We start from the raw sequence: 24,394 nt of genomic DNA, 5'->3' as shown, positions 1-24,394 counted from the left end.
TACGGCGGTTTCCTTCCCAGCCAGGATTGAAAGTGTAAGCTTGGAGCAGATTCAGGTAGGGGGCGCCATGCTGCTGCGGTTCAGGGTCGCCAATCATCGGTCCATCCGTGACGAGCAGACGCTGTCCCTCGTCTCGGTGCCGCGTCGTGGTGAGCGGCCGAAGGAGTTGTCGACCGTCCGGGTGGCGGGGATCTATGGGGCGAACGCCTCAGGGAAATCGAACGTCCTGTCCGCCTTGAAGTGGATGCAGTTCGCCATCTCCGACTCCCACCAGTTGTGGAGCCCGTCCAAGGGCGTGCCTCGCGATCCCTTCAGGCTCCCCAGCGGGGAGTCGAGCTCCCCTTCCTTCTACGAACTGGACTTTCTACACGAGGGAACCCGATACTCATACGGCTTCGAGGTCGACGACAGGCAGATCCTTGGCGAATGGCTGAACACCTTTCCCAAGGGGAGAACGAAGAAGCTGTTCGACCGCACCGGCCCGACAAGCGTCACGTTCGGCCGTAGCCTCATCGGTGAGACCCAGAGGATTCTGAAGCTGACCCGCCCGAACTCTCTCTACCTCTCCGCTGCGGCGGCCAACAACCATCCTCTTCTGACCACGCTGTATAAACGCATCAGAGGCAGCATCTTTTTCGCGCAGCACGGCGATCACGATGAAACGTCACGACTCTTTTTGGTCGAAGAGCTGCTGTGGGATGAATCTGCGGCGTTCATCATCAACCGCCTGGTGAGGATCGCGGACCTCGGAGTCGAAACAGCCGAGATCATCAATGAAGATCCGATGCGAGAAGAGATCCCTCCGTGGCCGGCCGGCATCGGGCAGGGGGTGCCCGGTTCGCAGACGGGCATCCGACTCCGCCGGACATCCGGGGCCGTGCTGAAACTGAGCGAAGAGAGCGCTGGCACACGGGTCTGGCTGTCGCTTCTCGGGCATTCTCTCGCCGCGATCACGTCAGGTGGGGTGCTGGTGGCAGATGAGATCGACTCTCACCTCCACCCGCTACTGAGTTCCACGCTCATCCGCATCTTTAAAGATCCGGTGATCAACAGGATGGGAGCGCAACTTGTCTTCGCCTCGCATGACACCACGCTCCTCGGCTCAATGTTGGAAGAAGAGGTCATCGACAGGGACGAGGTCTGGTTCACCGAGAAGGACTCATCCGGCGCGACCAGCCTCTACTCTCTAGCGGAATTCCACCCTCGGCGCGACGAGAACATCGAGCGGGGTTATTTGCAGGGCCGCTACGGAGCCGTGCCCTACATCAACTTCGACAGCATCCGGGAGGTCTTCACGAAGGGACCAGACGAGACGCTATGAGTCCCAGGCGTAGCCCCCCGCGCCTTGACCGCCCCACCGGCCGACGATCACCGAAAAAACGCGTGCTCGTCGTCTGCGAGGGCCAGGTCACCGAGGTCGAGTACTTCGAAGGGATCCGCGACTATTTCCGCTCCCTCCCCGTCGACATCCGCAGCTGCAAGGTGATCGGGCTGGGTCGCGATCCAGGCTCTCTCGTCGACTACACGATCCGCGAACGCGACAAGAAGGAGAAGGAAGCCCGCGCCCAGCGGGATGCCAACATCGCCTACGACGAAGTCTGGTGCGTTGTGGACGTCGACGACCACAAGACGCTCGACCAGGCTCTGATCGCGGCACGCAAAGCAGGGATCAACCTGGCGATCTCCCTCCCCTGCTTCGAGCTGTGGGTTCTCTATCACTTCGAGGAGTGCGCCGCCGCCTGCGACCCCGAGTCGATCAGGCGGAAGCTCAGAAACACATCAGGGACTATGACAAACATCTGGGCCGCGCGTTCCCGTTCGCGAACCATGAGGTCGCGCGTGATCGCGCCCAGCGCGCTGATCCCGATCATTGCGCGCCCAACCGCAAGGGACGTAACCCGTCCACCAATGCTTGGTTGATAGTCGAGGTCATCCGCCAATCAGGCAGAAGTCGGTAAGCTTGCCCGCCGTGAGCGGTGAATCCCCCCAGATCGGGCGCTACAGGTTGCTGAGCGTGCTGGGCCGAGGCGGGATGGGTACTGTCCACCTGGCCGAAGATGCCGCCGGGCAGCGGGTCGCCATCAAGGTGATCAACCCGGAGCTCAGCCAGCACGAGCAGTTCCGGATGCGGTTCCGCCGGGAGGCCGATGCCGCGCAGCGGGTGCGCAGGTTCTGTACGGCCGCGGTGCTCGAGGCGGCGCTCGACGGTGATCAGCTCTACGTCGTCACCGAGTACGTGCCCGGACCCAATCTGGAGGAGGCCGTCCGGCAGTCGGGGCCGCTCAAGGGGTCCAGCCTCGACGCGCTGGCGGTCAGTGTGGCCACCGCGCTCACCGCGATCCATGGGGCGGGGGTCGTGCACCGCGATCTCAAGCCGTCGAACGTGCTGCTGTCCCCCGTCGGGCCGCGGGTGATCGACTTCGGCATCGCGCGGGCCCTCGACACGCTGGGCGGGGTCACCGGGACCGGCGAGCTCATCGGCACGCCCCGGTACATGGCGCCCGAGGTGCTGCGTGGTGAGCCGGTCTCGCCGGCGTGTGACGTGTTCTCGTGGGGCTCGCTGATCGTGTACGCGGCGAGCGGGAAGGCGGCGTTCGGCGGCGACACGCTGCCCGCGACCGTCTACCAGGTGCTCAACACCGAGCCGGCGCTCGACGCGGTCGAGCCGGGGCTGCGGGAGCTGGTCAGGGCGGCGCTGCGAAAGGATCCGGCCGCGCGGCCGACCGCGCAGCAGTTGCTCGACCATCTCGTGGGGCGTTCGGTCGCCCCGGAGCAAGGCATCCAAACTCTCCAGGCCGTCCAGGCGGGACATCCTGAGCAGGCCGTCCAGGGAGTACGACCTGAGCTGGCCGCCCAAACCGCTCAGGTGGCCTGGCAGCACGGGACCACGGCGTTCACCGCGGAGCAGGAGCAGCCGGGCAGAAAGCGCTGGAACAGCCGGGTCATGGTCGGGGGGATAGCAGCGGCCGTGGCGGTGCTGGTCGCCGGGGGTGTCACGGCCTGGGCGACGCTCCGGGACAGTGGGCCGCCGCAGCTCTCCGTCCTGTACCGGGAGGACTTCACGCAGACCGGTGGCGGCTGGGACGGCACCTACGATCCGACCGACGAGTACAGCTACGGCTACCGCACCGACGGCGTGTACGGGCTCGACGTGGCCGACGACGACGAAGAGCACCTGGTGAAGGCCCCCGCGCCCTTCCTGATCGCCACGCCCACCCCGGCGCCCAGCCCGTCGGCCACGCCCACGCCGATGCTGCCCCACACGGTGGTGGTCGGCGTGACGGCCCAGGTGAAGCGGTCCGTGGGCACCGGCGAGTACGGCGTCTTCTGCCACAACAGCGCCGACGGCACCTACTACGAGTTCGCCCTGAACACCTCCGGCATGGCCCGTATCCGGCGCATCTCCGACGGCTCGGGCGGCACGCTGGCCCAGCCGGTGCAGGTGGACGGGCTGCAGAAGGACCGGAAGGCCAGGATCGAGGCCTCCTGCGAGCAGGACGGCAGCTCAGTGCGTTTGACCATGTGGGTGGACGGCGAGAAAGTCCTCCAGGTCGACGACCCCAACGGCATCGGCAACGGCTATGTGGGCCTGTTCGCGCGCACGTCCAAGGACGCGACGTCGGTGCTCAAGACCACCTTCGACGACTTCGAGCTACGTGGGAGAAAGGAACCCTGACCACACATGCTGATCGAGATCTCTGACGGCGCGCCGTACGGCATCGCCACCGGCCCTGACGGCGCGCTCTGGTTCACGCTCGTGCACCAGGGCCGGGTCGGCAGGCTGGTGCCGGGTGCGGAACCCGTGATCCACCAGCTCCACCCGGCGGACGGCGGGCCGACGGTCATCGTGCCGGGAGCCGACGGGGCGATGTGGTTCACCGAGTTCCAGGGCGGCCGGGTGGGGCGGATCACCGGGTCGGGTCAGGTGACGTCGTTCGAGGCGGAGGGCGCCTACGGGATCGCCGCCGGGCCGGACGGGGCCATGTGGTTCACGCGGATGGGGGCCGACAAGATCGGGCGGATCGCGGCGGACGGAACACGGACCGAGTTCGAGATCCCGGTGATGGGCGGCATGCCCGCGGCCATCACCGCCGGGCCGGACGACGCCCTCTGGTTCGCCCTCAATCAGGGCAACGCCATCGGCCGCATCGCGCTGTCGGGCGCGGTGACGATCCACGAGCTGCCGACGGAGGGGGCCGCGCCGGTGGGCATCACCGCGGGTCCCGATGGGGCACTGTGGTTCGTGGAGATCGGCGCGGGCCAGATCGGCCGCGTGGACCTTTCCGGAAAAATTACTGAATATCCGTTGCCGGATCGGGCCTGCCGGCCGCACGCCATCATCGCCGGGGCGGACGGCGCCCTCTGGTTCACCGAATGGGCCGCCGACCGCGTGGGCCGCATCACGACCGAGGGCGACCTCAAGGAGTACGAACTGCCCTCGCGCGGCGTCCAGGCCGAGCCGCACGGGCTCACGGTGGGCCCCGACGGCGCGATCTGGGTCGCGCTGGAGGCGGGCGCACTGGCCAAGATCGAGTGAAACACCCAAGGTTCTGTCGGAAGGTGGAATCGAGGGTGCGGACAAGAGGTTGACTAGGGGCATGCGTGCCATAGTCATCACCGCCCAGGGCGGCCCAGAGGTCCTCGAGTACGTAGAGCGTCCCGACCCGGAGCCAGGTGACGGGGAGATCGTGGTCGACGTCGCGGCCAGCGGCGTCAACTTCATCGACATCTACCACCGCTCCGGGGCTTATCCGCTCAATCTGCCCAGCTCGATCGGGTCGGAGGGGGCGGGTGTCGTCTCCGCCGTAGGCCCTGATGTGTCGGACGTGTCCGTCGGCGACACCGTGGCCTGGGCCAGCGTGCTCGGCAGTTACGCCGAGAAGGCCGTGGTCCCGGCCGACCGGGTGGTGCCCGTGCCCGCCGGCGTTCCGGCCGAGGTGGCCGCCGCGGCGATGCTGCAGGGCATGACGGCCCACTACCTCACGCACTCCACGTACGAGGTGAAGCCGGGCGACAGCGTCCTCGTACACGCCGGCGCCGGCGGCATGGGCCAACTGCTCATCCAGCTCGCCAAGCTCAGGGGCGCGACCGTGCACACCACCGTCTCCAGCGAGGAGAAGGAGAAGGTGGCCCGCGCGGCCGGAGCCGACGAGGTGCTGCGCTACGACGACTTCGTCGACGTGCTGCGCGATCAGGTGGACGTGGTCTACGACGGCGTCGGGGCGGCCACGTTCGACGGCGGGCTGGCGGCGCTGCGGCCGCGCGGGCTCATGGCGCTGTACGGGGCGGCCAGCGGGCCCGTGCCGCCGGTCGATCCGCAGCGGCTCAACAAGGAGGGCTCGCTCTTCCTGACCAGGCCGACGCTGGTCAACTACATCGCCGAGCGGGAGGAGCTGCTGTGGCGCGCCTCCGACCTGTTCGGGTGGATCGCCGACGGGCAGCTGAAGATCAATATCTCGCAGCGCTATCCGCTGTCCGAGGCGGGCCGTGCGCACGAGGACCTTGCCGCCCGCCGTACGACGGGCAAGCTGCTCCTGATCCCCTGAGCTTTAAGCGTCGGGAGGTGGCGCGCGCATGGCCGCCTCCCGACGTACGAGGGGTGTGAACTACGCTGCCGAACATGGACATCGCCCCCTCCATTTGGTCATTCGCCGCAGTGGTCGCCCTCCTGACCATCACGCCGGGCCTCGACACGGCGCTCATCCTGCGTACGTCACTGCTGTCCGGTAGGCGCCCGGCCTGGGGCGTCGTGCTGGGCATCCAGCTGGGCACCCTCTCCTGGGGCCTGCTGACCGCGGTGGGCCTGTCCACGCTCCTGGCCGCCTCCCAACTGGCCTACGACGTCCTGCGCTGGGCGGGCGCCGCGTACCTGGTGTGGATGGGGATCCGCATGCTCGTGACCAAGGCGAGCACGCAGGAAGGCTCGCCGGAGACCGGCTTCGGCTCCGGTTTCCGGCGCGGCCTGTTCACGAACCTGCTGAATCCCAAGGTAGGCGCTTTTTACGTGGCGATGCTGCCGCAGTTCATCCCGGCGGACGCCCCGCACGCGGCCATGGGGCTGCTGCTGGCTGGGGTGCACGTGGCCGAAGGCCTCGTGTGGAGCACCGTGCTGGTCGGCTTCGCCGCCCTCATGAGCGGCGCCCTGCGTACCCCGGCCGTAAGGCGGCTGCTGGACCGCGTGACGGGCATCGTGATCGTCGCCTTCGGCCTCCGTCTGGCTCTGGACAACTAGGCATCGAGCCGGCCGTCCGTGGGCTGGCCGTCACTCAGGAAGAACGCGACCGAACGCGGCTATGCCCTGTCGGGAGACCGGTCAGTGTCGTACGGCGGCTTCGGGGCCTCACGACGGAGGCGTGTCCAGGTCGACCAGGTTGCGATCCGGGTTGGCCGGGTCGTACAGCACGCGCGCGCGGGTCCGGCCCTGGAGCCGGGGGCCTGGATCATGGCGGAGATAGTCACTGACCGCGGTGTGCGTCCGGCCCGTCTGCTCATCCCGCCACGTCGCATGGACGACATAGGGATGCCGGTTGTTCACCCGCACGGTGAAGTCGCGTCCAACACGCTCGATCTCCGCCCACACCTGCCGGCCCTGCTTCCATAGCCAGGCTCGCAGCCGAGCCATCCGTCGTCCCTTGACGAACAACACCGCACCGATCGGCGCGAACACCACGCCCAGCCCCCCGACGATCAGCGGGGCGAGGAACGCTGACCAGAACGACGCGATGCGTGCGTCGGACGGGTTGCCCGGGTCATAGGCGACGGGAACATTCTCGCCTTCCTCGTAGGACGGCGGGTTGCTGCCAGTGGAACTCCGAAACGAGTGCCTCCTGCCGTCGACGCTGAACTCCACGGTCGGGTACCACGACGTGCTCCTGCGGGTATGACCGTCGGAACCGCGTGTCGTGGTGGTCCGTGCGGTCATCGCGACCACGGTGCCGTCGGTCCGCTGGGCCGAGGCCAGGAAGCTTGCCGTAGAGGCGGCCAGCGCGATGCCGACACAGAGCAGCACCAGCCCGATCAGAGCGAAGATCCCGCCGATGATGGTGAAGAGCCGTTCACGCCGCATGGGACGAGTCTGCCCAACGCGGAACACCTGTTGAGCCAGGTTCCAGTGGCACCACCGGCCGTTTCACTTCCGGATCCCGGTAACGTGCTGCTGTGCAGACGGCGTTCGTGCTCGGTGGCGGCGGCGTGCTCGGCGCGCACGAAGTGGGCATGCTCCAGGCACTCGACGAAGAGGGCATCGTGCCCGACCTCGTGGTCGGCACGTCCGTCGGCGCCCTGAACGGCGTGCTGCTGGCCGCCGATCCCGGCCGCGCGGTGCAGCGGCTGTCGTCACTGTGGCGATCCGATGTGGTCCGTACGGCGTTCGCCGGTTCGTGGGTCACCCGGCTGTCCACCTTGGCGAAGACCGGCACCCATCTGCACCCGATCGGGCCGCTTCGAGCGTTGTTGAGCGAGATGCTGCCGGTTTCAGAGATCGAGGACCTGGCGGTGCCTTTCCAGTGCGTGGCGGCCTCGGTGGAGCGGGCCACCGCCCACTGGTTCGACCAGGGGCCGCTGGTCGACGCCGTGCTGGCCTCGTGCGCGGTGCCCGGTCTGCTGCCGCCCGTGTCCATCGGCGGTGAGCACTTCTTCGACGGCGGCCTGGTGCACAGCATCCCCGTCGGCCGGGCCGTGCAACTGGGGGCCAAGCGCGTCTACGTCCTGCACGTCGGGCGGATCGAGCGCCCGCTCACCGTGCCGCGGCGGCCCTGGGAGGTGGGCATGGTGGCGTTCGAGATCGCGCGCAGGCACCGGTTCGCCGAGGAGATGGCCACGCTGCCGCCCGACGTCGAGGTGCACGTGCTGCCCGCCGGAGTGGCGCGGCCGCTGTCGAACCTGCGCTACCGCGACCTGTCACAGATCTCCCACTACATCGAACGCGCCTATCACGCATCTTCCCGATACCTGAGGACAGGAGGACGATGAAGACCTGACATCCTGGAGGCCGACGTTGTTGTTGCCCCCACGCATCCTGCGACGGCTCATCCTCGCCCCCCTGGTCATCGTGGTGACCGTGGTCGTGCTCATCACGTTGCCGGTGTGGGTCGGGGTGACGTTCGCCGCCTCACTGCGGCTCCCGCCGCCGCAGCGCCGTGGGCTGCGCTTCGTCTGGTTCGGGGTGGCCTGGCTGACGCTGGAGTCGGCGGTGCTCATCGCCTGCCTCGGACTCTGGGTGGCTGGGGCGTTCGGCCGCGACCGGGATCAGGAGCGGCACTACGCGCTGATCAAGTGGTTCCTGACCAAGGTGTACGGCGCCGCCGTACGGATCTTCCGGCTCACCGTCGACATCCACGAACCGCCGCGCACCGAAGAGGAGCAGGCCGCCCGCCTGACCCGCCCGGTGATCGTCCTGGCCCGTCACGCGGGTCCCGGCGACTCCTTCCTGCTGATCTACCATCTGCTCTCCCTGTACGGCCGGCGGCCCCGGATCGTGATGAAGGCCGCGCTGCAGTTCGACCCGTCGCTGGACGTGGTGATCAACCGGCTGCCGAACGCCTTCGTGCCCCGCCGCACCGCCGACAGCGGCATCATCGAAGAGATCAGGCGGCTGTCCGCGCCCATGGACGAGAACGACGCCCTGGTGATCTTCCCTGAGGGCGGCAACTTCACCCCGCGCCGCCGCCGGCTGGCGATCCGGCGGCTGGAGGAGAAAGGGCTGAAAGAGGAGGCGTCGCGGGCCCGTGGCATGGACCACCTGCTGCCGCCCCGCCCCGGCGGCGCCATCGCGGCCATCGAGTCCTGCCCGGCGGCCGACGTCATCTTCGTCGCGCACACCGGCCTGGACGACCTCGTCACGATCGGCGACGTGTGGCACAAACTGCCGGTCAGCGCGCACATCACCGCCAAGTGGTGGCGGGTGCCCGCCTCGCGGATCCCCGCGGCGCGCGAGGCGCGGATCCGCTGGCTGTACGACCAGTGGGAGCTCATCGACGACTGGATCAGCGCCCAGCGGCTCACCCTGCGCTAGCCCCCGGCGGCAGCGGCGGCACGGCGGGCGGGCCGTTCTCGATGAGGTCGAGCAGGGCGTCCGTGTCGAGGTGCTGCTCGACCAGGTCGCCGAGCGCGTCCAGGCGGCTCTCGCGCAGCAGGGCGAAGTCGGTGTCCGGCGCCGGGACGAAGGCGCGCCCGGCCCGCTCGGCCACCTCGGTGAGGAAGGCGCGGCGGAAGCCGTCGTTCTCCAGCGCGCCGTGCCAGGTGGTGCCCCACACGTCGGCCACGCGGCAGCCGTCGAGGAACGGCTCGCCGCCCTCGACGGTCGCGACGCCGTGGTGGATCTCGTACGCGCTCACCGGATGCCCGTAGGCGTGACCGGCCGGGCGGCCGAGCGTCTTGCCCGCGGCGAACCGGACCCGGATCGGAAGCAGGCCCAGGCCGTCGACCCGGCCGGCGCCCGACTCGACGTCGTCGTGGATCTCGCGGGCGAGCATCTGGTAGCCGCCGCAGATGCCGAGGACGGGCCCGGTCCGCCGCTGGACGGCGGCGGCCAGTCCCGTGTCGCGGAGCCAGGCCAGATCGTCGACCGTCGCGCGCGAGCCGGGCAGGACCACCAGGTCGGCGTCGTCGAGCTCCGCCGGGTCGGTCACGAACCGGACGAGCACCCCCGGCTCGGCGGCCAGGGCGTCGAGGTCGGTGAAGTTGGAGATCCGCGGCAGCTTGACCACCGCCACGCGGAGCGTCTGGGCGCCGTGGGGCCGCTGTGGGGCGATCGAGCGGCTGCCGAGGGCCAGGGAGTCCTCGACGTCCATCCAGAGGCCGTCCAGCCAGGGCAGCACACCGTAGACGCGGCGGCCGGTGAGGTCTCTGAGCTGGTCCAGGCCGGGTTCGAGCAACTCGGCAGCGCCTCGGAACTTGTTCACGACAAATCCGGAAATGAGGGCTTGGTCGGCGGCGTCCAGCAGGCCGACCGTGCCGTAGAAGGCGGCGAAGACGCCGCCGCGGTCGATGTCGCCCACCACGATCACGGGCAGGTTGGCCGCCCTGGCCAAGCCCATGTTGGCGATGTCACCCCGGCGCAGGTTGATCTCCGCGGGGCTGCCGGCGCCCTCGCAGATGACCACGTCGTACGAGCTTCGCAGCCGGTCGAGCGAGGCCAGCGCGCTCTCGCGGAGCAGGTCCTTGAGCCGGCCGTACTCCATCGCGTCGACGTCGGCCACCGGCTGCCCCATGAGGACCACCTGGCTGCGGCGGTCGCTGCCCGGCTTGAGCAGGATCGGGTTCATGTCGGCGACGGGTTCGAGGCCCGCGGCCCGCGCCTGCACGGCCTGGGCCCGGCCGATCTCGGCGCCGTCGGCGGTGACGTACGAGTTCAGCGACATGTTCTGGGCCTTGAACGGCGCCACGCGGACACCCTTGCGGGCCAGCCAGCGGCAGATCCCGGCGGTGACGACGCTCTTGCCCGCGTCCGACGTGGTGCCCGCCACCAGCAGCGCTCCGCTCTTCATGGCTGACATCGTAGGGCGGTGCTCCTTTTGCGCACATGGCGCGTGCTCACATCACGCGCCAAGGCCGCTCACATCGTGAGCCGGTGCTCCTTCTCGCCGCGCCACTCCACGCTCAGCACCGTGGCGTCGTCCTGGAGGCGGCCGTGCTGGTGCGCGAGGATCGACTGGATCAGCCGGCGCAGCGTCTCCGGCGCCGAGACCCCGTCGGTTTCGCGGCGCACGACGAAGTCGGTGAACCGCTCAAGCCCGAACATCTCCCCCTCCGGGCTCTGCGCCTCCACGATGCCGTCGGTGTAGAAGAGCAGGCGGTCGCCGGGTTCGAGCTGGTAGTGCTCCAGACCGGCGGACAGGCCCAGCCGGAAGCCCATCGGCGGCGACGGCACCGTCTCCAGGATGGCCACCCGGCGGCCCCGCCGGATCACCAGCGGCGGATAGTGCCCGCGATTGACCCAGGTCAGCTCGCCGGTCTTGAGGTTCAGGTCGGCGAGGATGCCCGTGGCGAAGCGGGTCATACCGAACTGGTCGGCGATCGCCTCGTCGATGGCCTCGCTCGCCGCCAGCAGGCCGGTCCCCCGCCGCCGGTTGTTACGGCAGGCGCCGACGGCGATCGTCGCGGTCAGCCCGGCGGAGGTGTCGTGCCCCATGGCGTCGAACATCGACAGGTGCAGCGTGTCTCCGGCGATGGCGAAGTCGAACGCGTCGCCGCCCACGTCGTAGGCGGGCTCCAGGGCGGCGCTGACCACCACCTTGTCGTTGGCGAAGCTGCTGTTGGGCATCAGGTTCCACAGCACCTCGGCCGACAGGGTCATCGACTCCGCGCGCACCAGCGAGGCGTAGGTGTCGCTGATGGAGCGCTTGCTGATCACCATCAGGGAGACCAGGCCCGCCAGCTGCTTCACCAGCGGATCGGCGGCCTCATCGCCGGCGGAGACGGTCACCGCCAGCATGCCGATCCGTTCGGTGCCGTCGAGCAGCGGCACCCACAGCCGCCGCCGGCCCTCGTCGGGCGGCGGCTCCGGCTCCCCTTCGACGGCGTGCTTGGCCTGCACGATCTCCACATTGCGATAAGCCCGCCCGGCGAGCGTGGAGTCGATGCGGATCGCCTGCAGCGACTCCCCCGCCGCGTCGCGCTGGCCGGGCAGCGGGATGAGGTACTGCTGCTGCAGGTCGACCACGTAGATCGTGGCGTTGGAGAACCCGGCCGGCTCGGCGTGCAGGGCGAGCAGGGCCGGCAGGTCCTCGATCGCGGCCAGGTGGCTCGCGTCCAGCAGGGCGCCCAGCATGGCCTCTCCCTCACCTCGCATGGGCGCGCCTCCTACGTCTCCCTGAGGCTTCATACCCCGATGAGAGCCCCTAGACCTGCTGGTTTCTCCGCGACGGAGAAGAGTTGACGACCACTGCGTACTACGCTGCCAGGCATGCCCCGCGACGCCCTCATGGACTGGCTCACCTCGCGCGCTCCCGAGCAGTTGGCGCTCGTGGCCGATCGCGGCGCGCTGCGCGTTCGCGGTCGCGAGCCGTCACTGGAGGACTACGCCCATCTGCTCAACCAGGATCTTGTGGTCTCCCGGTTGGTGGGCTTCTGCACGCTCCCGGAGCTCCAGGTCCTGCGCGCGATCGCCTGGCTGGCCACCCAGCGCTACGGCCCCTTCCCCGACGACTACTGGCGCACCCCCGACCCACGCCCGGTTCCCCGGGCCGAGCTGCTGACCCTCCTGGCGGGACAGGACCAGGACCTGCGGGCGGAGGCGAACGCCGCCCTGGCACGGCTGGCCGACCAGGCCCTGCTTCAGCCGCCCCATGGCGAGCAGTGCTCGGTGGCGCCCTACATCCACCGGAACCTGGCGGACGGCATGGGGCTGGGCCGCTCCGTCGCCTACCTCGTCGCCCGCTATTTCAACGCGCCCGAGGTCCATCGGCTGGCCACCGCGCTGGGGCTGGACAAGGCGCCGAGCCGGGAAGCCGCCGAACGCGACGTCGTGGCGTACCTGACGGATCCGGTACGCCTGCGCGCTCTGCTGGACAAGGCACCCGCCTCGGCCACGGAGCTGCTGGCGCGGCTCACGTATGAGGGGCCCATGGTCGAGGCCCACTGTTTCCACCAGGCGGGGTCGTACGGCAGCAACAAGTACGTCTTCGCCGGCGGTTCGGGACACGCCGGCGCGGACTGGCTGGCGGCGCGCGGGCTGCTGCTCCCGGCAGGCGTGCCCCACATAGCCGAGCTGCCGGCCGAGGTCGCGATCGCCGTCCGGGGCGAGCTGCGGGCGACGTTCACCCCCTACCCTCCCGAGCCGCACGGCCTGGAACGGGCCGAGGGCGTCGAACCCGCGGCCGCGGCGGCGTTGGGCACGCTCACCTGGCAGCTCGAACGGCTGCTCGCCGGCTGCGCCGAACAGCCGCTCACCGTACGCAAATCCGGCGGGGTCGCGGTGCGCGACACCAAACGCCTGGCCAAGGACATCGCCGACCCGGAGACCGTCCGTTTCCTGCTGGAGCTCTGCTTCCGCGCCGGCCTGCTGGGCCTCCTGGCCGAGCCTGCCGAGCCGCCCGCGAACCGCCGCGCCAAGGTGCCGCCGCCCACCCAGGTCGTCCTGCCCACCACGGCCTATGACCGCTGGCTGTCGCGCACTCCCGCCCAGCGGCTGGTGCCGATCATCGCCGCCTGGACCGTGTGCCGTGACATCCCGCTCTGGTGGCCCGACCCCGACCAGACACCCGTCGCCCTGGCCGGCACGGACGACCCGGACGCCGTCAGCCTGCGTTACGCGCTGCTGGAGGCCCTGGGCGCCGCCCCTTCGCTGCGCGCGGCCGACGCACCGCCGTACCTGGTGCCCGCGGCTACCTGGCACCGCCCCGCACGGATTCCGCAGGGCCCGGCCGGTGCCCAGCGCATCGAGTCCACGCTCCGCGAGGCCGCGCTTCTCGGCGTCACCGGCCAGGGCGCCTTGACCCGGCTCGGCCACACCGTCCTCGACCTGCTCCGTACCGGCGAGGCATGGAAGAGCGCGGACGCCGCGCTCGCCCCGGTACTGACCGAAATACTGCCCGCGCCCCGGACCACGGCCCGCTTCCAGACCGACCTGACCGCCGTGGTGAGCGGCACCCCTGAGGCGAAACTGGCCGCCCTGCTCAACGCGGTCGGCGTGCGCGAATCGGAAGGCCACGCGGTGGTGTGGCGCATCAGCCACGCCTCGGTACGCCACGCCCTCGACTCCGGCCACCAGCCGGACACCCTGCTCGACCAGCTCCGGGCCGTGGCGGAGGGCGAGCTGCCGCAGCCGCTGGAATACCTGATCAAGGATGTCGGACGGACCCATGGGCGGATGCGGGTGGTGCGATCCGGCTGCTGCATCCGCTCCGACGACGAGGCGCTGCTGGCCGAGCTCGTCCACGCCAAGCCGCTGCGCGCGCTCGGCCTGCGGTTGATCGCCCCGACCGTACTGATCAGCGCCAGCCCGGAGCGGGAGACGGTGACCGCCCTGCGAGCGGCGGGCTACGCCCCGGCCGTGGAGGCGGAGACGGGCGCCACGTTGGTGGAACAGCCCGCCACGCGGCGCGCCCCTGATCCACGTAGGCGTCGTTAGGACCCGCTGGCAGCGGACGCCGCGCCGGCCGCTCGCGCTTCGGCAAGTCGTCGTCAGTCCGGGCTACTCCGGTGGCTGCTGCGGCTGACCGGGCTGCGTCGGCGGCTGACCTGGCTGCGGTTCGCCTCCTCCGTAACGGCGCCGGACCGTGTCCGCGCCCTTTTCGACCTGGTCGTCGTACTTGTGGCCGGTCCGCTCCTTGGCGAACCGCTCGGCGCGATCCAGCACCTGGTCAGCCTGCTTGGAGTGCCCTCTGGCCAGGTCCTCGGCCTTCTTCAGCCATTCTCCGATGCGGCTCATAAGTGTTCCCCTCCTCGTGCCTTACAGTCGGCCCCTACCCAGAGGCGGCACGAGGTCACACCATGAGACCTCTCAGGACATAGGGCATGATGCCGCCGTGCCGGTAGTAGTCGGCTTCGCGTCCGGTGTCGAGACGGACCTTCACCTCGAAGGTGATGTCATCGGCCGTGACGGTCAGCGTGGGCGGGACGAGGCCGTCGCCGATCGGTCCGAGGCCACGGATCGTCATGGTCTCCCGGCCCGTCAGCCCGAGCTCGTCGGCGCCCTGACCAGGCACGAACTGCAGCGGGAGGATACCCATGCCGCGCAGGCCAGGCTCGCCCGCGACATCGGCATCGCACAACGACCTGCTCATTCAGACGCTCGACAGCCTGTGGGACAAGGCCGACCGCTACCGGCGGCTCGCGCTGGAGGTCGAACGCGGCCAGACGGCCCGCGACCGCAAGGCCGCCGAACACGAGGCGCTGCTGGAGTTCGTGATCGCGGGCGACGCCGACAGCGCCGCCGCCGTCATGCGCGAGCACATCGACACCAGCCTCGGCGCCCAGGCCGCCTGGCGCCTGCGCAAACATGATCAGGATGAGGTCGACGGCTGAGTCCCGGCCGGTCCGCTCGGCCTCCTAACATACGGCGCATGACCACGCACGGATTCACGCTCACTACCGAGGGCCCGTTCGACTTCGGTGCCTCGCTGCGCTTCGTAGAGGACTGGCCGGCCACCAGCGCGCTGCCCTCCGACGGGCGGGCGCTGCGCTTCGCCTACTGCGCGGAGTCCGACTGGCTGCCCATCGGCGTGAGCGTGACGGCCGCGCCGGGCGGGGTCGCCGTCGCCACGACGCGCCCCGCGGGGCCGGGCATCCGTGGCGAGGTGGCGCGGATCCTGTCCCTCGACGTGGACGGCGCCGGTTTCGCCCGGCTCGGCGAGGCCGACCCGGTGCTCGGCGACCTGCAGCGGGCCCGGCCCGGCCTGCGGCCGGTGTGCTTCTGGAGCCCGTGGGAGGCGGCGTGCTGGGCGGTGATCGTACAGCGCTCGTCGATGCTCATCGCCGCCCGCCTCAAGCAGCGCATCGCGGAGCGGCACGGCGCGAAGGTCACCTTGGACGGACAGGTGTACCCGGCCTTTCCCCCGCCCGTGACCTTGCTGGAGGCCGGTGGCCTGGGCCTGCCCGCGCAGAAGGAGGAGTGGGTGCGCGGGCTGGCCCGCGCGGCGCTCGACGGCCTGCTCACCACCGAGCACCTGCGCGCGCTCGCCCCGGAGGAGGCCCTGTCCGAGCTGCGGGGCCTGCCCGGCGTGGGGCCGTTCTCCGCCGGCCTCATCCTCATTCGCGGCGCGGGCGCGCCGGACGCGTTCCCGGGCGACGAGCCGCGACTGTTCGCGATCCTCCGGGAGGCGTACGGCCTGCCGGAGGACGCGCCGCCGGCCGCGTACCGGAAGCTGGCCGAGGCGTGGCGGCCCTACCGCTCCTGGGCCTCCTTCCTGTTCCGGGCCTCCACCTACGGCGTCATGGACGATCGGGACTGAGCGCCGTCCCTGGTCTGCTCGGGTGCAGGTCTAGAGCGCGGAATCCGGGGCAGTCCGAGAGTCTTTGACGACTCTCGGGAGAATCCATGAGCGAAGCTGAGGCGATGGCACGCCGGGCGGCAGACAGCCCGGCTATGGACAAACTCGCGCGGGTTGGGCTGGTTTGTCGTGGCGTGCTCTACGGGCTGATCGGGGTTCTGGCGATCCAGATCGCGTTCGGCAGTGGAGGCAAGCAGGCCGACAAGAACGGGGCGATCAGTACGGTGGCCGCGCTGCCGTTCGGGGCCGTGCTCTTATGGATCATGGTCGTCGGGTTCGCCGCGCTGGCCCTGTGGCAGGCGTCCGAGGCGATCTTCGGCGCCCACAAGCTCAAGGACCGGGTCGAGCCGGCCAGCCGGACCGTGGTCTACGTGGTCATCTGCGCCGCCCTGCTGACCATGCTGCTGACCGGCAAGACCGGGTCCGATGACAAGCGGTCCCAGGATCTGACGGGCAAGCTGCTCGCGCTGCCGGCCGGGCAGGTCATCGTGGGCCTGGTCGGGCTCGGCATCGTCGCGCTCGGCGTCTACTGGGTGCGGTATGGCATCAAGAAGGAGTTCCGCAAACAGCTCAGGCCGATGCCGCCGCGAGCCGGCGCGGTGATGGACCGGCTGGGACTCGCCGGGTACATCGCGCGCGGCCTGATCGCCGGCTTGGCCGGGGTCTTCGTGATCCAGGCGGCCATCACCTTCGACCCCGACAAGGCCGGGGGCATCGACGCGACGCTCAGGGCGTTCGCCGACACCCCGGCGGGGCCCTGGCTGCTGGCGGTGGTGGCGCTGGGGCTGCTGCTGTTCGCCCTGTACTGCTTGGGAGAGGCCCGGTGGCGGCGTACCTGAGCCCGTCGCTGCTTGGGAGATCCCCGCCGGCGACGTACCTGAGTCGGACGCAGGTCGATCCGCCACGACGGCATGCCCTGTGATTGGCTGATCGGCATGGAAGCACCTTCTCTGAGCACGTCCACCGACTCGTTGCGCCACGTGACCGAGCTGCTGCGCGAGCACCCGCTGATCGACGGGCACAACGATCTGCCCTGGACGGCCCGCCAGCTCGTCGGCTACGACTTCGACCGGCTCGAGATCAGCGGTGACACCTCTGATCGGACCCATACCGACCTGCCCCGGTTGGCGGCCGGGATGGTGGGCGGGCAGTTCTGGTCGGTTTTCGTGCCGTGCGGGCTGCCCGGTGGGCAAGCGGTCACCGCGACCTTGGAGCAGATCGACTGCGTACGGGCCATGGTCCGGCGTTACCCCGACCAGCTGGCCCTGGCGACCACGGCCGACGAGGTGGAGCGGGTCTTCGCCGGTGGGCGGATCGCGTCACTGATGGGCGCCGAGGGCGGTCATTCGATCGACTGCTCGCTGGGCGCGCTGCGGATGCTGTACGAGCTCGGCGTCCGCTACATGACGCTGACCCACAACGACAACACCCCTTGGGCCGACTCCGCGACCGACGAGCCGGTGCACCACGGGCTGTCCGCGTTCGGGGAGGAGGTCGTGCGGGAGATGAACAGGCTGGGCATGCTGGTCGACCTGTCCCACGTGTCGGCCGACACGATGCGCCACGCCCTGCGTGTGACGCGGGCGCCGGTGATCTTCTCCCATTCGTCGGCGCGCGCGATCTGTTCCGCGCCGCGCAACGTACCGGATGACGTGCTGGAGACGCTGGCGGGCAACGGCGGGGTGTGCATGGCCGTGTTCGTGCCCTCGTTCGTGTCGCAGGCCAACTGGGAGTGGCGGCAGGCGGGCACCGACGCCGCCCGCTCGGCCGGGGTCAACACCCATGACTACGAGGCGACCCATGAGTTCCTGGCCACCTGGGCGAAGTCACACCCCAAGCCCGCTGTCGCGCTCGACGACGTGGTGGCGCACCTGGAGCACATACGCGAGGTGGCCGGCATCGACCATCTCGGCATCGGCGGCGACTACGACGGGTGCGACGGGCTGCCGGTCGGCCTGGAAGACGTGCGCGGCTACCCTCGGCTGTTCGCGGCCCTGGCCGACCGGGGCTGGTCCGACGACGATCTGGCGAAGGTGGCCGGGCGCAACGTGCTGCGGGCGCTGCGCGGCGCCGAGGCCACCGCCGCCGACCTGCGGGATCGCGAGGAGCCGAGCATGGTGCGGTTCACCGCGGCCGCCGGCTCATGACAGCTACCCGTCCCAGCTCTCGTCTGAGCGCCCGTCCGGCGGCAGGCAGATCGTGAGGGCGCCCGGGACGGCCTTCGCCTTGAGACGGGTGGTGGCCTCGCGGTCGCCGCCATCGAGCTCGTACGTCAGCGGAGCGCCGAACCGGGCGGACACCTTCCTGGCGCGGGTGATCCGGACGAACGGCGAGTCGTCCGAGCGTCCCGTGGCCATCCTGCCGATCACCCGGGCCCACTGGACCGGCCCCTGGGCGGTGGAGACCCCGACGTCCAGCCAGCCGTCGTCCGGCTGGGCGTCGTCGAAGGCCTCGATGCCGCCGGCGATCGTGCTCACGTTGCCCAGCAGCAGGCAGCTCGCCTCCCCGTCGAACCACGTCGTCCCATCAATCTTGATCTCCATCGGCACCAGCGGCCCGCCGACGTGCCGGACGGCCGCCTTGACGTAGCTGAGCCTGCCGAGCCGCTCCTTGGCCTGCCGGTCGGCGTCGGCGATCATCTCGGCCTCGAACCCGGCTCCCGCCATCACCGCGAAGTGCTCGCCGTTCAGCACTCCCAGGTCCAGCTTCTCCCGCCGGCCGTGGAAGCCGATGCGCACCGCCTCTTCGAGGTCGATGGGGATGCCGACATTGTTGGCGAACAGGTTCCCGGTCCCCGCCGGGAGGACCGCCATCGGTACGCCGGAGCCGGCCATCACGTCGGCGCACCGTTGCACCATGCCGTCGCCGCCCCAGACGAACACCAGGTCGGCGCCCTGCTTGAGCGCCTCCCGGACCTTCTTGCGCGCCTTCTTGCTCTTGGGCACCTCGTACCAGAGGAGCTCGCCGACGTCCTCTTCGGTGATGAGCACGCGCAGCCTGTCCAGGCCTGCGCCGAGAGTCTTCTTGCGGTGCGCGACGACCGCCACGGTGGGGGACATGGTCACCGGACTACCCTCGACACCGGTTTTCAGGCAGGAATCAATGGCCGCTGTGTGGGTAGCCGAGCGCGAATGCCAACCGAGGGAGGATCAGGACAGTGAGCCGCCAATGGGTCAAAGCTCGCGTCGATCCTGACCGCAGCCTGGGACTGCGGCTGACGATCGCCAGCCTCGCGGTGGCGCTCATCATGGTTCCGTTCAGCCTGCTGCTCGTCGTGGCCAAGATGCCGGTCAACGGACTGGACAAGCAGGTCGCCGATGATCTGCACGCGTACGCGATCACCCATCCAGACGTGACCAGGGTGCTCATCGTGTGGACGGATCTGTTCGGCCCGTGGCCGTGGCGGATCGCGGTCATCGCGTTCGCCGCCTGGCTGTGGCACAAGGGCGCGCGACGGCTGGCCGTCTGGGCGATCGCCACCATCACCGTGGGCGGGCTGCTCGGCCTGGCGCTCAAGATCATCACTGCCCGCGCCAGACCGCACCTGCCGGATCCCGTCGCGCTCGCGCCCGGCGACTCCTTCCCGTCGGGCCACGCGGTCAACGTGACGCTCGGCGCGGGAGTGGTCGTCCTGCTCCTCCTGCCCATGCTGCCCCGGTGGGGGCGGCGCGTGACCTGGGCAATCGCCTGGTTCCTGGTGCTGTCGGTCGGTTACACCCGGATCGCGCTCGGCGTGCACTGGGTGAGCGACGTGGTCGCCGGGATCATCCTGGGCGTGGCCGTGGTCGCCGCCACCGCGGCGGGATTCGAGACGTGGCGGCGCGAACAGGGCCGCAGGCCCAACTCTCCGCTGGCCGAAGGAGTGGAACCCGAGTCAGAGAAGGTGACCCATGACCAAAACTGAGCACGCGAAGTATTACGCGCTGACGATCTTATTGCCGATGGTCCTGATGGCCGCGGTGACGTTCGGCGTGGGCAAGCTGATCGTCGCCTGGCCCACCGGTGAGGCGGAGGTGAGCCGGGGCCTGGCCGCCGGACGCACCCCACTGTGGAACACGCTTACCGACTTCGGCACCAGCCTCTCGGACACTCCGTACATCGTGGCACTCACCGCGATAGCCGCGATCGTCTTCAGACTCGTGTACAAGCGCTGGCGGGAATCGATCTTCCTGATCGCGGCCGTCTGGAGCCAGTCGCTCATCTTCCTGGCCACCACCACGCCCGTCGGCCGGCACCGGCCGCCGGTGCAGCACATCGACCCGGCCCCGCCCACCTCCAGCTTCCCGTCGGGGCACGTCAGCGCCGCCGTCGGGTTCTACTGCTCGGTCGCGCTCATCCTGAGCATGCACGTCCGCAACCGGGCGCTTCAGGTGGTGATCTGGGTGCTCGGCATCGCCGCGCCGCTCATCGTCGCCTTCTCCCGCCTGTACCGGGGCATGCACTTCCTCACCGACATCACCTGGGGCCTGCTCCTCGGCATCGGCTGCGTGGTGATGGCCGCTCGGGCGATCTTGTACCGGCGCGAAAGGCAGCGTGGGCATCAGGCGCCGGAGCTCGTCCGACCGGCGTAGCCGGCTGCAACTTGAGCACGCGGCCGACGAGCTTCGCGCCGTTCCCGGCGGCGGCCAGGCAGTACGCCGTTCTGTACTTCGGCCAGTCCTGCTCCGCTGGGACGATATAGATGAGGCCGACCTCCTCCCTCCTCGACTCCACGTACCGCATCTTGGGCGCGCAGCCGTTCTCGGCCAGCCGCGTCGCTACGGCGGGGGGCGTGGCGCCGCAGCCCAGGAGTGCGGCCAGCAGGCACACGCCCGCGAGTAAGGGACGGGTCATGGGACCGGATGATGACAGCTGAAGATCACGCGGCAGTTTCGTGGCACGTTTGCGAGCCGGCCTCGGGGTAGCGAGTTGACTTCATGAGCGACCTGGAGACTGGCACCATCACCACCAAGGTGCCCGCGAGACTCGATCGGCTGCACTGGTCACGCTGGCACTGGATGATCGTCATCGGCCTCGGCACCGTCTGGATCCTGGACGGGCTCGAAGTGACCATCGTGGGCAACCTCTCGGCCCAGCTCGCCAAACCCGGCAGTGGCCTGGACATCACGCAGGCGCAGGTCGCCGGCCTGGCCGCCGCTCTGTATGTCGCGGGCGCCTGTTCGGGGGCGCTGTTCTTCGGCTGGCTGACCGACCGGTTCGGCAGGAAGAAGCTGTTCCTGATCACCCTGGTCGTCTACCTGGTCGCGACCCTGATGACCGCGTTGTCGTTCGACGCGTGGTGGTTCTTCCTGTTCAGGTTCATGACGGGCTTCGGCATCGGCGGGGAGTACGCGGCGATCAACTCGGCCATCGACGAGCTGATCCCGAGCGCCCACCGGGGACGGATCGACATCATCATCAACGGCAGCTACTGGCTCGGGGCGGCGGGCGGCGCCCTGCTGACCGTGCCGCTGCTGAACGACCTGCCGGTCAACATCGGCTGGCGCGTCGCCTTCGGGCTGGGCGTGGTGCTCGGCCTGGCCATTCTCCTCGTACGGCGCCACGTACCGGAGAGCCCGCGCTGGCTGTTCATCCACGGCCGTGGCCAGGAGGCCGAGGAGATCGTCGACGACATCGAGCGCCAGGTGGGCGGGGACCTGCCGGAGCCGGCGCAGTCGATGACGATTCATCAGCGCAAGTCCATCGGGTTCGTCCGGATCGCGCACACCATGGTGGCGCTCTATCCCAAGCGGACGGTGCTCGGTCTGTCGCTCTTCATCGGCCAGGCGTTCCTGTACAACGCGATCACCTTCGGGTACGCGCAGATCCTGTCCACGTTCTTCAAGATCGACACGCATACCGGCTACTACTTCGCGGTCATCGCGGTCGGCAACTTCCTGGGCCCGCTGCTGCTCGGGCGGCTTTTCGACACGGTCGGCCGGATCCCGATGATCTCCGCCACGTACATCGGATCGGGGCTGTTGCTGCTCGGCACGGCCTGGCTCTTCAACCAGGGGATGCTCACCGCGGTGACGCTGACGGCCTGCTGGTCGGTGGTGCTGTTCGTGGCCTCGGCGGGAGCCAGTTCGGCGTATCTGACGGTCAGCGAGATCTTCCCGATGGAGACGCGGGCGATGGCCATCGCGTTCTTCTTCGCCATCGGCACGGCGGCCGGCGGCATCGCGGGCCCGCTCGTCTTCGCCCACCTGGTCGAGACGGGCGTGCCGGGCGACACGGCACTGGCCTTCTCCATCGGGGCCATCATCATGATCGCGGCCGGTCTGGTGGAGCTCTTCCTGGGCGTCAAGGCCGAACGCAAGGGCCTGGAGGAGATCGCCACTCCCCTGACGGCCGCCGAGGCAGGCCAGGCGGCATGACGGCCGGCCATCGGCAGCGGACGGGCTAGGGCCGGAGATCGTTGGAGAGGTTGATCCGGATCTCCGTGTTGCGGTATCCGGCGCGAGCGAACGCGGCCGCCATCGGGGCGTTGCCCACGTCGGTGGTAGCCGTGACGCGGAGCTCTCCGTTGGCCGCGTGGATGCGAGTGATCTCGGCGAGTACTTCGTCCACGTAGCCGCGCCCCCGGAGCTCCGGGACCACCCCCAGATATCCGACGTTCACGTTGTACGGCGTCGCCGAGGGTATCGCCATTCCCGCCACCTCGCCCTGGTGCGTATAGGCGATCCGCCACCACTCCCGCTTGCCCGGCGCCCTGAGATAGAAGTCCATCTCTTCGCGCGCGGTCGCGTCCACGCCCTTGGCCGCCACGCTCGTTCGGGTCTGGAAGTCCAGGCTGCCTTCGGCGATTCTCGTGAACACCGCCAGGAACTCCTCATCGGACGCCTCGGCGAACCGCAGCGTCCCGGCCGCCGGGGGCACCCCGTCGGCCGGCGCCCACTCGAACTGCAGCCGCTCCACCTCCTGGGTGAGGCCGGCCGCGTGTGCTGCCGCCCGCCGCCATTCCACGGCCATCGAGGTGGCCGGATCGGCGCGCCAGCCGCCGGCCGCCTTGATCGCGTACTGCACCGGCTCTGGGAATCCGGCCAGCGCGGCCCTGATCAGCTCGGCGGCGACGGCGGTGCGGTCACCCACCGCGGGGTCCACGTCGAGGCAGTCGAGCGCGACCGGGTGCGCGCTGTCCCTCGGCCCCCACCACAGCGCTCGTCCCACGACCTGGTCGTCAACCTCGGCGATCCATGTCCATCCCGGCCGGTACATGTTCTCGGCCAGATCCGCGAGGTAACGGTCGGCGGGGATCCAGCCGACGGGCTCGGTCACGCTCCACGCGGTCACGCGGTCGAGGTCGGCGGAGATGGTAGGGCGGTAGGAGATCATCTGAAGAAAGTACCCAACTTTTGTCATCATCTGAGCTAAATGTCCGGCCATTCCTTGAAGCCCGCCCAGATGAGGGGTGAGATCGCGTCGGCGCGATGGCGGGCCCCCTGAACACGCCTCACTCGGCCGTGTGCGCGAGGATGGCGGCGGCCAGTTCCTCGTGCACCTCGGGCGGGAGCGTGTGGCCCATGCCCGCCACGATCATCAGCCGCGCCCCTGGGATCTGTTCGGCGATGATCGCGCTGTGGCCCGGTTTGGCCGGCTCGTGGCTGCCCTCGATGACCAGGGTGGGCGTCTTGACCTGATGGAGTACGCCCGCCGGCTCGAAGTCGGGCTTGGCCATGGCGGCCAGCCGGTGGTTGGCCACCGCCGACAGGTCGCGGGCCCGGTCGTAGATCCGTTCCTGCAGCCGCCGCGCCGCGTCCTCGTCGAACGGCAACCCGGTGCCGTGCAGCAGCCGCTGCTCGGCGATCATGCCGTCGATCCGCGCGCGCCGGTCGGCCGGTGGCGGGGCGGCCATCAGCGTACGGTAGAAGGCCGTGAACTCCGGTGCCGGCTCCGGCAGGCTCCCCTCGGGCTGCGGCTGCCCCAGCAGGGCCCGCATGATCACCTGGCCCTCGCCGCCGCCCAGCGGGGAGGAGCCGATGACGGTCAGCGACCGCACCCGCTCCGGCCGCTCCACCGCGACGAACTGGCCGAGCAGGCCGCCCGCCGAGTGGCAGACCAGATGCGCGCTGGCCAGGCCGTGGTCATCCATCACGCGGTAGACGTCGTTCTTGATGTCATCCCATGTGTACGGATCCGCCGCGAAGTCGACGGTGCCCGACATGCCGGTGTCGCGGTGGTCGTACCGGATCACCCGGCGGCCCCCGGCGGTCAGCCGGCCGACGAACTCGTCTGGCCACAGGACGCCCTGCGACATCGAACCCATGATCAACAGGATCGGCGCATCCGTCTCGGCGCCGAACTCTTCGCTCCAGATGTTCACGTTTTGCATGCCTCAAAGCATGCCGTCCCGGGCTACGGGCGCCTTCTGTAGAACTACTGGCCGCGCCAGATCCGTACGGGGAGGAAGAACGGCCGCGGCTCTGGACAATGTGCTGCCGACGTGATCTGACGGAGTAAGAGCGTCAACGATCACGAACAGG

At 69.7% G+C, this 24,394-nt stretch carries 24 protein-coding genes; 16 read left to right on the top strand and 8 right to left on the bottom strand.

Going from position 1 to position 24,394, the window contains the following annotated elements:
* Nucleotides 1-67: 67 nt before the first annotated feature.
* From AB0J16_RS28080 to AB0J16_RS28055, 6 genes are all read left to right on the top strand, one after another.
* Complete coding sequence (locus tag AB0J16_RS28080; RefSeq protein ID WP_358544773.1) at nucleotides 68-1,321, top strand: ATP-binding protein; 1,254 nt, start codon at nucleotides 68-70, stop codon at nucleotides 1,319-1,321.
* A gap of 62 nt (nucleotides 1,322-1,383) precedes the next feature.
* Complete coding sequence (locus tag AB0J16_RS28075) at nucleotides 1,384-1,920, top strand: RloB family protein (protein WP_358544771.1); 537 nt, start codon at nucleotides 1,384-1,386, stop codon at nucleotides 1,918-1,920.
* Between the two features lie 49 nt (nucleotides 1,921-1,969).
* Complete coding sequence (locus AB0J16_RS28070) at nucleotides 1,970-3,676, top strand: serine/threonine-protein kinase (protein ID WP_358544769.1); 1,707 nt, start codon at nucleotides 1,970-1,972, stop codon at nucleotides 3,674-3,676.
* 6 nt (nucleotides 3,677-3,682) lie between these two features.
* Nucleotides 3,683-4,537 carry a virginiamycin B lyase gene (locus AB0J16_RS28065; RefSeq protein WP_358544767.1) on the top strand — a complete coding sequence of 285 codons (855 nt, stop codon included), beginning with the start codon at nucleotides 3,683-3,685 and terminating at the stop codon, nucleotides 4,535-4,537.
* 61 nt (nucleotides 4,538-4,598) lie between these two features.
* Nucleotides 4,599-5,546 carry a quinone oxidoreductase gene (locus AB0J16_RS28060; protein ID WP_358544765.1) on the top strand — a complete coding sequence of 316 codons (948 nt, stop codon included), beginning with the start codon at nucleotides 4,599-4,601 and terminating at the stop codon, nucleotides 5,544-5,546.
* 74 nt (nucleotides 5,547-5,620) lie between these two features.
* The gene (locus tag AB0J16_RS28055; RefSeq protein WP_358544763.1) at nucleotides 5,621-6,232 is read left to right on the top strand and encodes a LysE family translocator; all 612 of its coding nucleotides are present in this window, start codon (nucleotides 5,621-5,623) and stop codon (nucleotides 6,230-6,232) included.
* Nucleotides 6,233-6,340: 108 nt separating this feature from the next.
* Here the strand turns inward: AB0J16_RS28055 and AB0J16_RS28050 are convergent, their stop codons facing one another.
* Nucleotides 6,341-7,066, bottom strand: coding sequence for a DUF3592 domain-containing protein (locus AB0J16_RS28050; RefSeq protein WP_358544761.1), 726 nt, complete (start codon nucleotides 7,064-7,066; stop codon nucleotides 6,341-6,343).
* Between the two features lie 92 nt (nucleotides 7,067-7,158).
* Here AB0J16_RS28050 and AB0J16_RS28045 point away from each other — a divergent pair, with 92 nt between their 5' ends.
* Both AB0J16_RS28045 and AB0J16_RS28040 read left to right on the top strand, forming a co-directional pair.
* On the top strand, nucleotides 7,159-7,971 hold the full coding sequence (locus tag AB0J16_RS28045) for a patatin-like phospholipase family protein (RefSeq protein ID WP_358544759.1): 813 nt from the start codon (nucleotides 7,159-7,161) through the stop codon (nucleotides 7,969-7,971).
* Between the two features lie 25 nt (nucleotides 7,972-7,996).
* Entirely contained in the window at nucleotides 7,997-9,013 is a 1,017-nt protein-coding gene (locus AB0J16_RS28040) for a 1-acyl-sn-glycerol-3-phosphate acyltransferase (protein WP_358544757.1), read from the top strand.
* Here the strand turns inward: AB0J16_RS28040 and AB0J16_RS28035 are convergent.
* Together AB0J16_RS28035 and AB0J16_RS28030 are read right to left on the bottom strand one after the other, a co-directional pair.
* Nucleotides 9,000-10,487: a cobyric acid synthase gene (locus tag AB0J16_RS28035; RefSeq protein ID WP_358544755.1), complete on the bottom strand. Its 1,488-nt coding sequence runs from the start codon at nucleotides 10,485-10,487 to the stop codon at nucleotides 9,000-9,002. The genes AB0J16_RS28040 and AB0J16_RS28035 overlap by 14 nt on opposite strands.
* A gap of 68 nt (nucleotides 10,488-10,555) precedes the next feature.
* Nucleotides 10,556-11,791: a PP2C family protein-serine/threonine phosphatase gene (locus tag AB0J16_RS28030; protein ID WP_358544754.1), complete on the bottom strand. Its 1,236-nt coding sequence runs from the start codon at nucleotides 11,789-11,791 to the stop codon at nucleotides 10,556-10,558.
* Nucleotides 11,792-11,905: 114 nt separating this feature from the next.
* Between AB0J16_RS28030 and AB0J16_RS28025 the strand changes: the two genes are divergently transcribed.
* A complete protein-coding gene (locus AB0J16_RS28025; protein ID WP_358544753.1) occupies nucleotides 11,906-14,071 on the top strand; it encodes a helicase-associated domain-containing protein in 2,166 nt (721 codons plus the stop codon).
* A 63-nt stretch (nucleotides 14,072-14,134) separates the two neighbouring features.
* Here AB0J16_RS28025 and AB0J16_RS28020 read toward each other — a convergent pair whose 3' ends face one another.
* Entirely contained in the window at nucleotides 14,135-14,371 is a 237-nt protein-coding gene (locus AB0J16_RS28020) for an antitoxin (RefSeq protein WP_358544751.1), read from the bottom strand.
* Between the two features lie 55 nt (nucleotides 14,372-14,426).
* Nucleotides 14,427-14,672, bottom strand: coding sequence for a hypothetical protein (locus AB0J16_RS28015; RefSeq protein WP_358544749.1), 246 nt, complete (start codon nucleotides 14,670-14,672; stop codon nucleotides 14,427-14,429).
* Between AB0J16_RS28015 and AB0J16_RS28010 the strand changes: the two genes are divergently transcribed.
* The 4 genes from AB0J16_RS28010 (at nucleotide 14,671) to AB0J16_RS27995 (ending at nucleotide 18,079) form a co-directional block, all read left to right on the top strand.
* Nucleotides 14,671-14,967: an FCD domain-containing protein gene (locus tag AB0J16_RS28010; RefSeq protein ID WP_358544747.1), complete on the top strand. Its 297-nt coding sequence runs from the start codon at nucleotides 14,671-14,673 to the stop codon at nucleotides 14,965-14,967. The two genes, AB0J16_RS28015 and AB0J16_RS28010, sit on opposite strands and share 2 nt — an antisense overlap.
* 38 nt (nucleotides 14,968-15,005) lie before the next feature.
* Nucleotides 15,006-15,893: a hypothetical protein gene (locus tag AB0J16_RS28005; protein ID WP_358544746.1), complete on the top strand. Its 888-nt coding sequence runs from the start codon at nucleotides 15,006-15,008 to the stop codon at nucleotides 15,891-15,893.
* An 86-nt stretch (nucleotides 15,894-15,979) separates the two neighbouring features.
* Nucleotides 15,980-16,771 (top strand): DUF1206 domain-containing protein, encoded by a 792-nt coding sequence (locus tag AB0J16_RS28000; protein ID WP_358544744.1) that lies wholly within the window; start codon nucleotides 15,980-15,982, stop codon nucleotides 16,769-16,771.
* Between the two features lie 96 nt (nucleotides 16,772-16,867).
* Nucleotides 16,868-18,079 carry a dipeptidase gene (locus tag AB0J16_RS27995; RefSeq protein ID WP_358544742.1) on the top strand — a complete coding sequence of 404 codons (1,212 nt, stop codon included), beginning with the start codon at nucleotides 16,868-16,870 and terminating at the stop codon, nucleotides 18,077-18,079.
* A 3-nt stretch (nucleotides 18,080-18,082) separates the two neighbouring features.
* Here AB0J16_RS27995 and AB0J16_RS27990 read toward each other — a convergent pair whose 3' ends face one another.
* Nucleotides 18,083-18,991, bottom strand: a complete 909-nt coding sequence (locus AB0J16_RS27990; protein WP_358544880.1) for a diacylglycerol kinase family protein — start codon at nucleotides 18,989-18,991, stop codon at nucleotides 18,083-18,085.
* A gap of 98 nt (nucleotides 18,992-19,089) precedes the next feature.
* Here AB0J16_RS27990 and AB0J16_RS27985 point away from each other — a divergent pair, with 98 nt between their 5' ends.
* The 3 genes from AB0J16_RS27985 (at nucleotide 19,090) to AB0J16_RS27975 (ending at nucleotide 22,288) form a co-directional block, all read left to right on the top strand.
* A complete protein-coding gene (locus AB0J16_RS27985; protein WP_358544741.1) occupies nucleotides 19,090-19,836 on the top strand; it encodes a phosphatase PAP2 family protein in 747 nt (248 codons plus the stop codon).
* Nucleotides 19,823-20,503 carry a phosphatase PAP2 family protein gene (locus tag AB0J16_RS27980; RefSeq protein ID WP_358544739.1) on the top strand — a complete coding sequence of 227 codons (681 nt, stop codon included), beginning with the start codon at nucleotides 19,823-19,825 and terminating at the stop codon, nucleotides 20,501-20,503. Before AB0J16_RS27985 ends, AB0J16_RS27980 begins: the two co-directional genes overlap by 14 nt.
* Before the next feature lie 345 nt (nucleotides 20,504-20,848).
* Nucleotides 20,849-22,288 (top strand): MFS transporter, encoded by a 1,440-nt coding sequence (locus AB0J16_RS27975; RefSeq protein ID WP_358544738.1) that lies wholly within the window; start codon nucleotides 20,849-20,851, stop codon nucleotides 22,286-22,288.
* A 25-nt stretch (nucleotides 22,289-22,313) separates the two neighbouring features.
* Here the strand turns inward: AB0J16_RS27975 and AB0J16_RS27970 are convergent, their stop codons facing one another.
* Both AB0J16_RS27970 and AB0J16_RS27965 read right to left on the bottom strand, forming a co-directional pair.
* Nucleotides 22,314-23,246, bottom strand: coding sequence for a GNAT family N-acetyltransferase (locus AB0J16_RS27970; RefSeq protein ID WP_358544737.1), 933 nt, complete (start codon nucleotides 23,244-23,246; stop codon nucleotides 22,314-22,316).
* Nucleotides 23,247-23,364: 118 nt separating this feature from the next.
* The gene (locus tag AB0J16_RS27965; protein WP_358544736.1) at nucleotides 23,365-24,243 is read right to left on the bottom strand and encodes an alpha/beta fold hydrolase; all 879 of its coding nucleotides are present in this window, start codon (nucleotides 24,241-24,243) and stop codon (nucleotides 23,365-23,367) included.
* Nucleotides 24,244-24,394: the final 151 nt, after the last annotated feature.

The sequence above is a fragment of the Nonomuraea sp. NPDC049750 genome (genome assembly GCF_040659625.1).
Taxonomy (GTDB): Bacteria; Actinomycetota; Actinomycetes; order Streptosporangiales; family Streptosporangiaceae; genus Nonomuraea.
This window is presented reverse-complemented; position numbering and strand designations above follow the sequence as displayed.

Excerpts from the sequence above, each read along its gene's own strand:
- AB0J16_RS28080 (WP_358544773.1), top strand. The coding sequence starts at position 68 with ATGCTGCTGCGGTTCAGGGTCGCCAATCATCGGTCCATCCGTGACGAG.
- AB0J16_RS28065 (WP_358544767.1), top strand. The coding sequence starts at position 3,683 with ATGCTGATCGAGATCTCTGACGGCGCGCCGTACGGCATCGCCACCGGC.
- AB0J16_RS28060 (WP_358544765.1), top strand. The coding sequence starts at position 4,599 with ATGCGTGCCATAGTCATCACCGCCCAGGGCGGCCCAGAGGTCCTCGAG.
- AB0J16_RS28055 (WP_358544763.1), top strand. The coding sequence starts at position 5,621 with ATGGACATCGCCCCCTCCATTTGGTCATTCGCCGCAGTGGTCGCCCTC.
- AB0J16_RS28050 (WP_358544761.1), bottom strand. The coding sequence starts at position 7,066 with ATGCGGCGTGAACGGCTCTTCACCATCATCGGCGGGATCTTCGCTCTG.
- AB0J16_RS28035 (WP_358544755.1), bottom strand. The coding sequence starts at position 10,487 with ATGAAGAGCGGAGCGCTGCTGGTGGCGGGCACCACGTCGGACGCGGGC.
- AB0J16_RS28030 (WP_358544754.1), bottom strand. The coding sequence starts at position 11,791 with ATGCGAGGTGAGGGAGAGGCCATGCTGGGCGCCCTGCTGGACGCGAGC.
- AB0J16_RS28025 (WP_358544753.1), top strand. The coding sequence starts at position 11,906 with ATGCCCCGCGACGCCCTCATGGACTGGCTCACCTCGCGCGCTCCCGAG.
- AB0J16_RS28020 (WP_358544751.1), bottom strand. The coding sequence starts at position 14,371 with ATGAGCCGCATCGGAGAATGGCTGAAGAAGGCCGAGGACCTGGCCAGA.
- AB0J16_RS28010 (WP_358544747.1), top strand. The coding sequence starts at position 14,671 with ATGCCGCGCAGGCCAGGCTCGCCCGCGACATCGGCATCGCACAACGAC.
- AB0J16_RS28015 (WP_358544749.1), bottom strand. The coding sequence starts at position 14,672 with ATGGGTATCCTCCCGCTGCAGTTCGTGCCTGGTCAGGGCGCCGACGAG.
- AB0J16_RS28005 (WP_358544746.1), top strand. The coding sequence starts at position 15,006 with ATGACCACGCACGGATTCACGCTCACTACCGAGGGCCCGTTCGACTTC.
- AB0J16_RS28000 (WP_358544744.1), top strand. The coding sequence starts at position 15,980 with ATGAGCGAAGCTGAGGCGATGGCACGCCGGGCGGCAGACAGCCCGGCT.
- AB0J16_RS27995 (WP_358544742.1), top strand. The coding sequence starts at position 16,868 with ATGGAAGCACCTTCTCTGAGCACGTCCACCGACTCGTTGCGCCACGTG.
- AB0J16_RS27990 (WP_358544880.1), bottom strand. The coding sequence starts at position 18,991 with ATGTCCCCCACCGTGGCGGTCGTCGCGCACCGCAAGAAGACTCTCGGC.
- AB0J16_RS27980 (WP_358544739.1), top strand. The coding sequence starts at position 19,823 with ATGACCAAAACTGAGCACGCGAAGTATTACGCGCTGACGATCTTATTG.
- AB0J16_RS27975 (WP_358544738.1), top strand. The coding sequence starts at position 20,849 with ATGAGCGACCTGGAGACTGGCACCATCACCACCAAGGTGCCCGCGAGA.
- AB0J16_RS27970 (WP_358544737.1), bottom strand. The coding sequence starts at position 23,246 with ATGATCTCCTACCGCCCTACCATCTCCGCCGACCTCGACCGCGTGACC.
- AB0J16_RS27965 (WP_358544736.1), bottom strand. The coding sequence starts at position 24,243 with ATGCAAAACGTGAACATCTGGAGCGAAGAGTTCGGCGCCGAGACGGAT.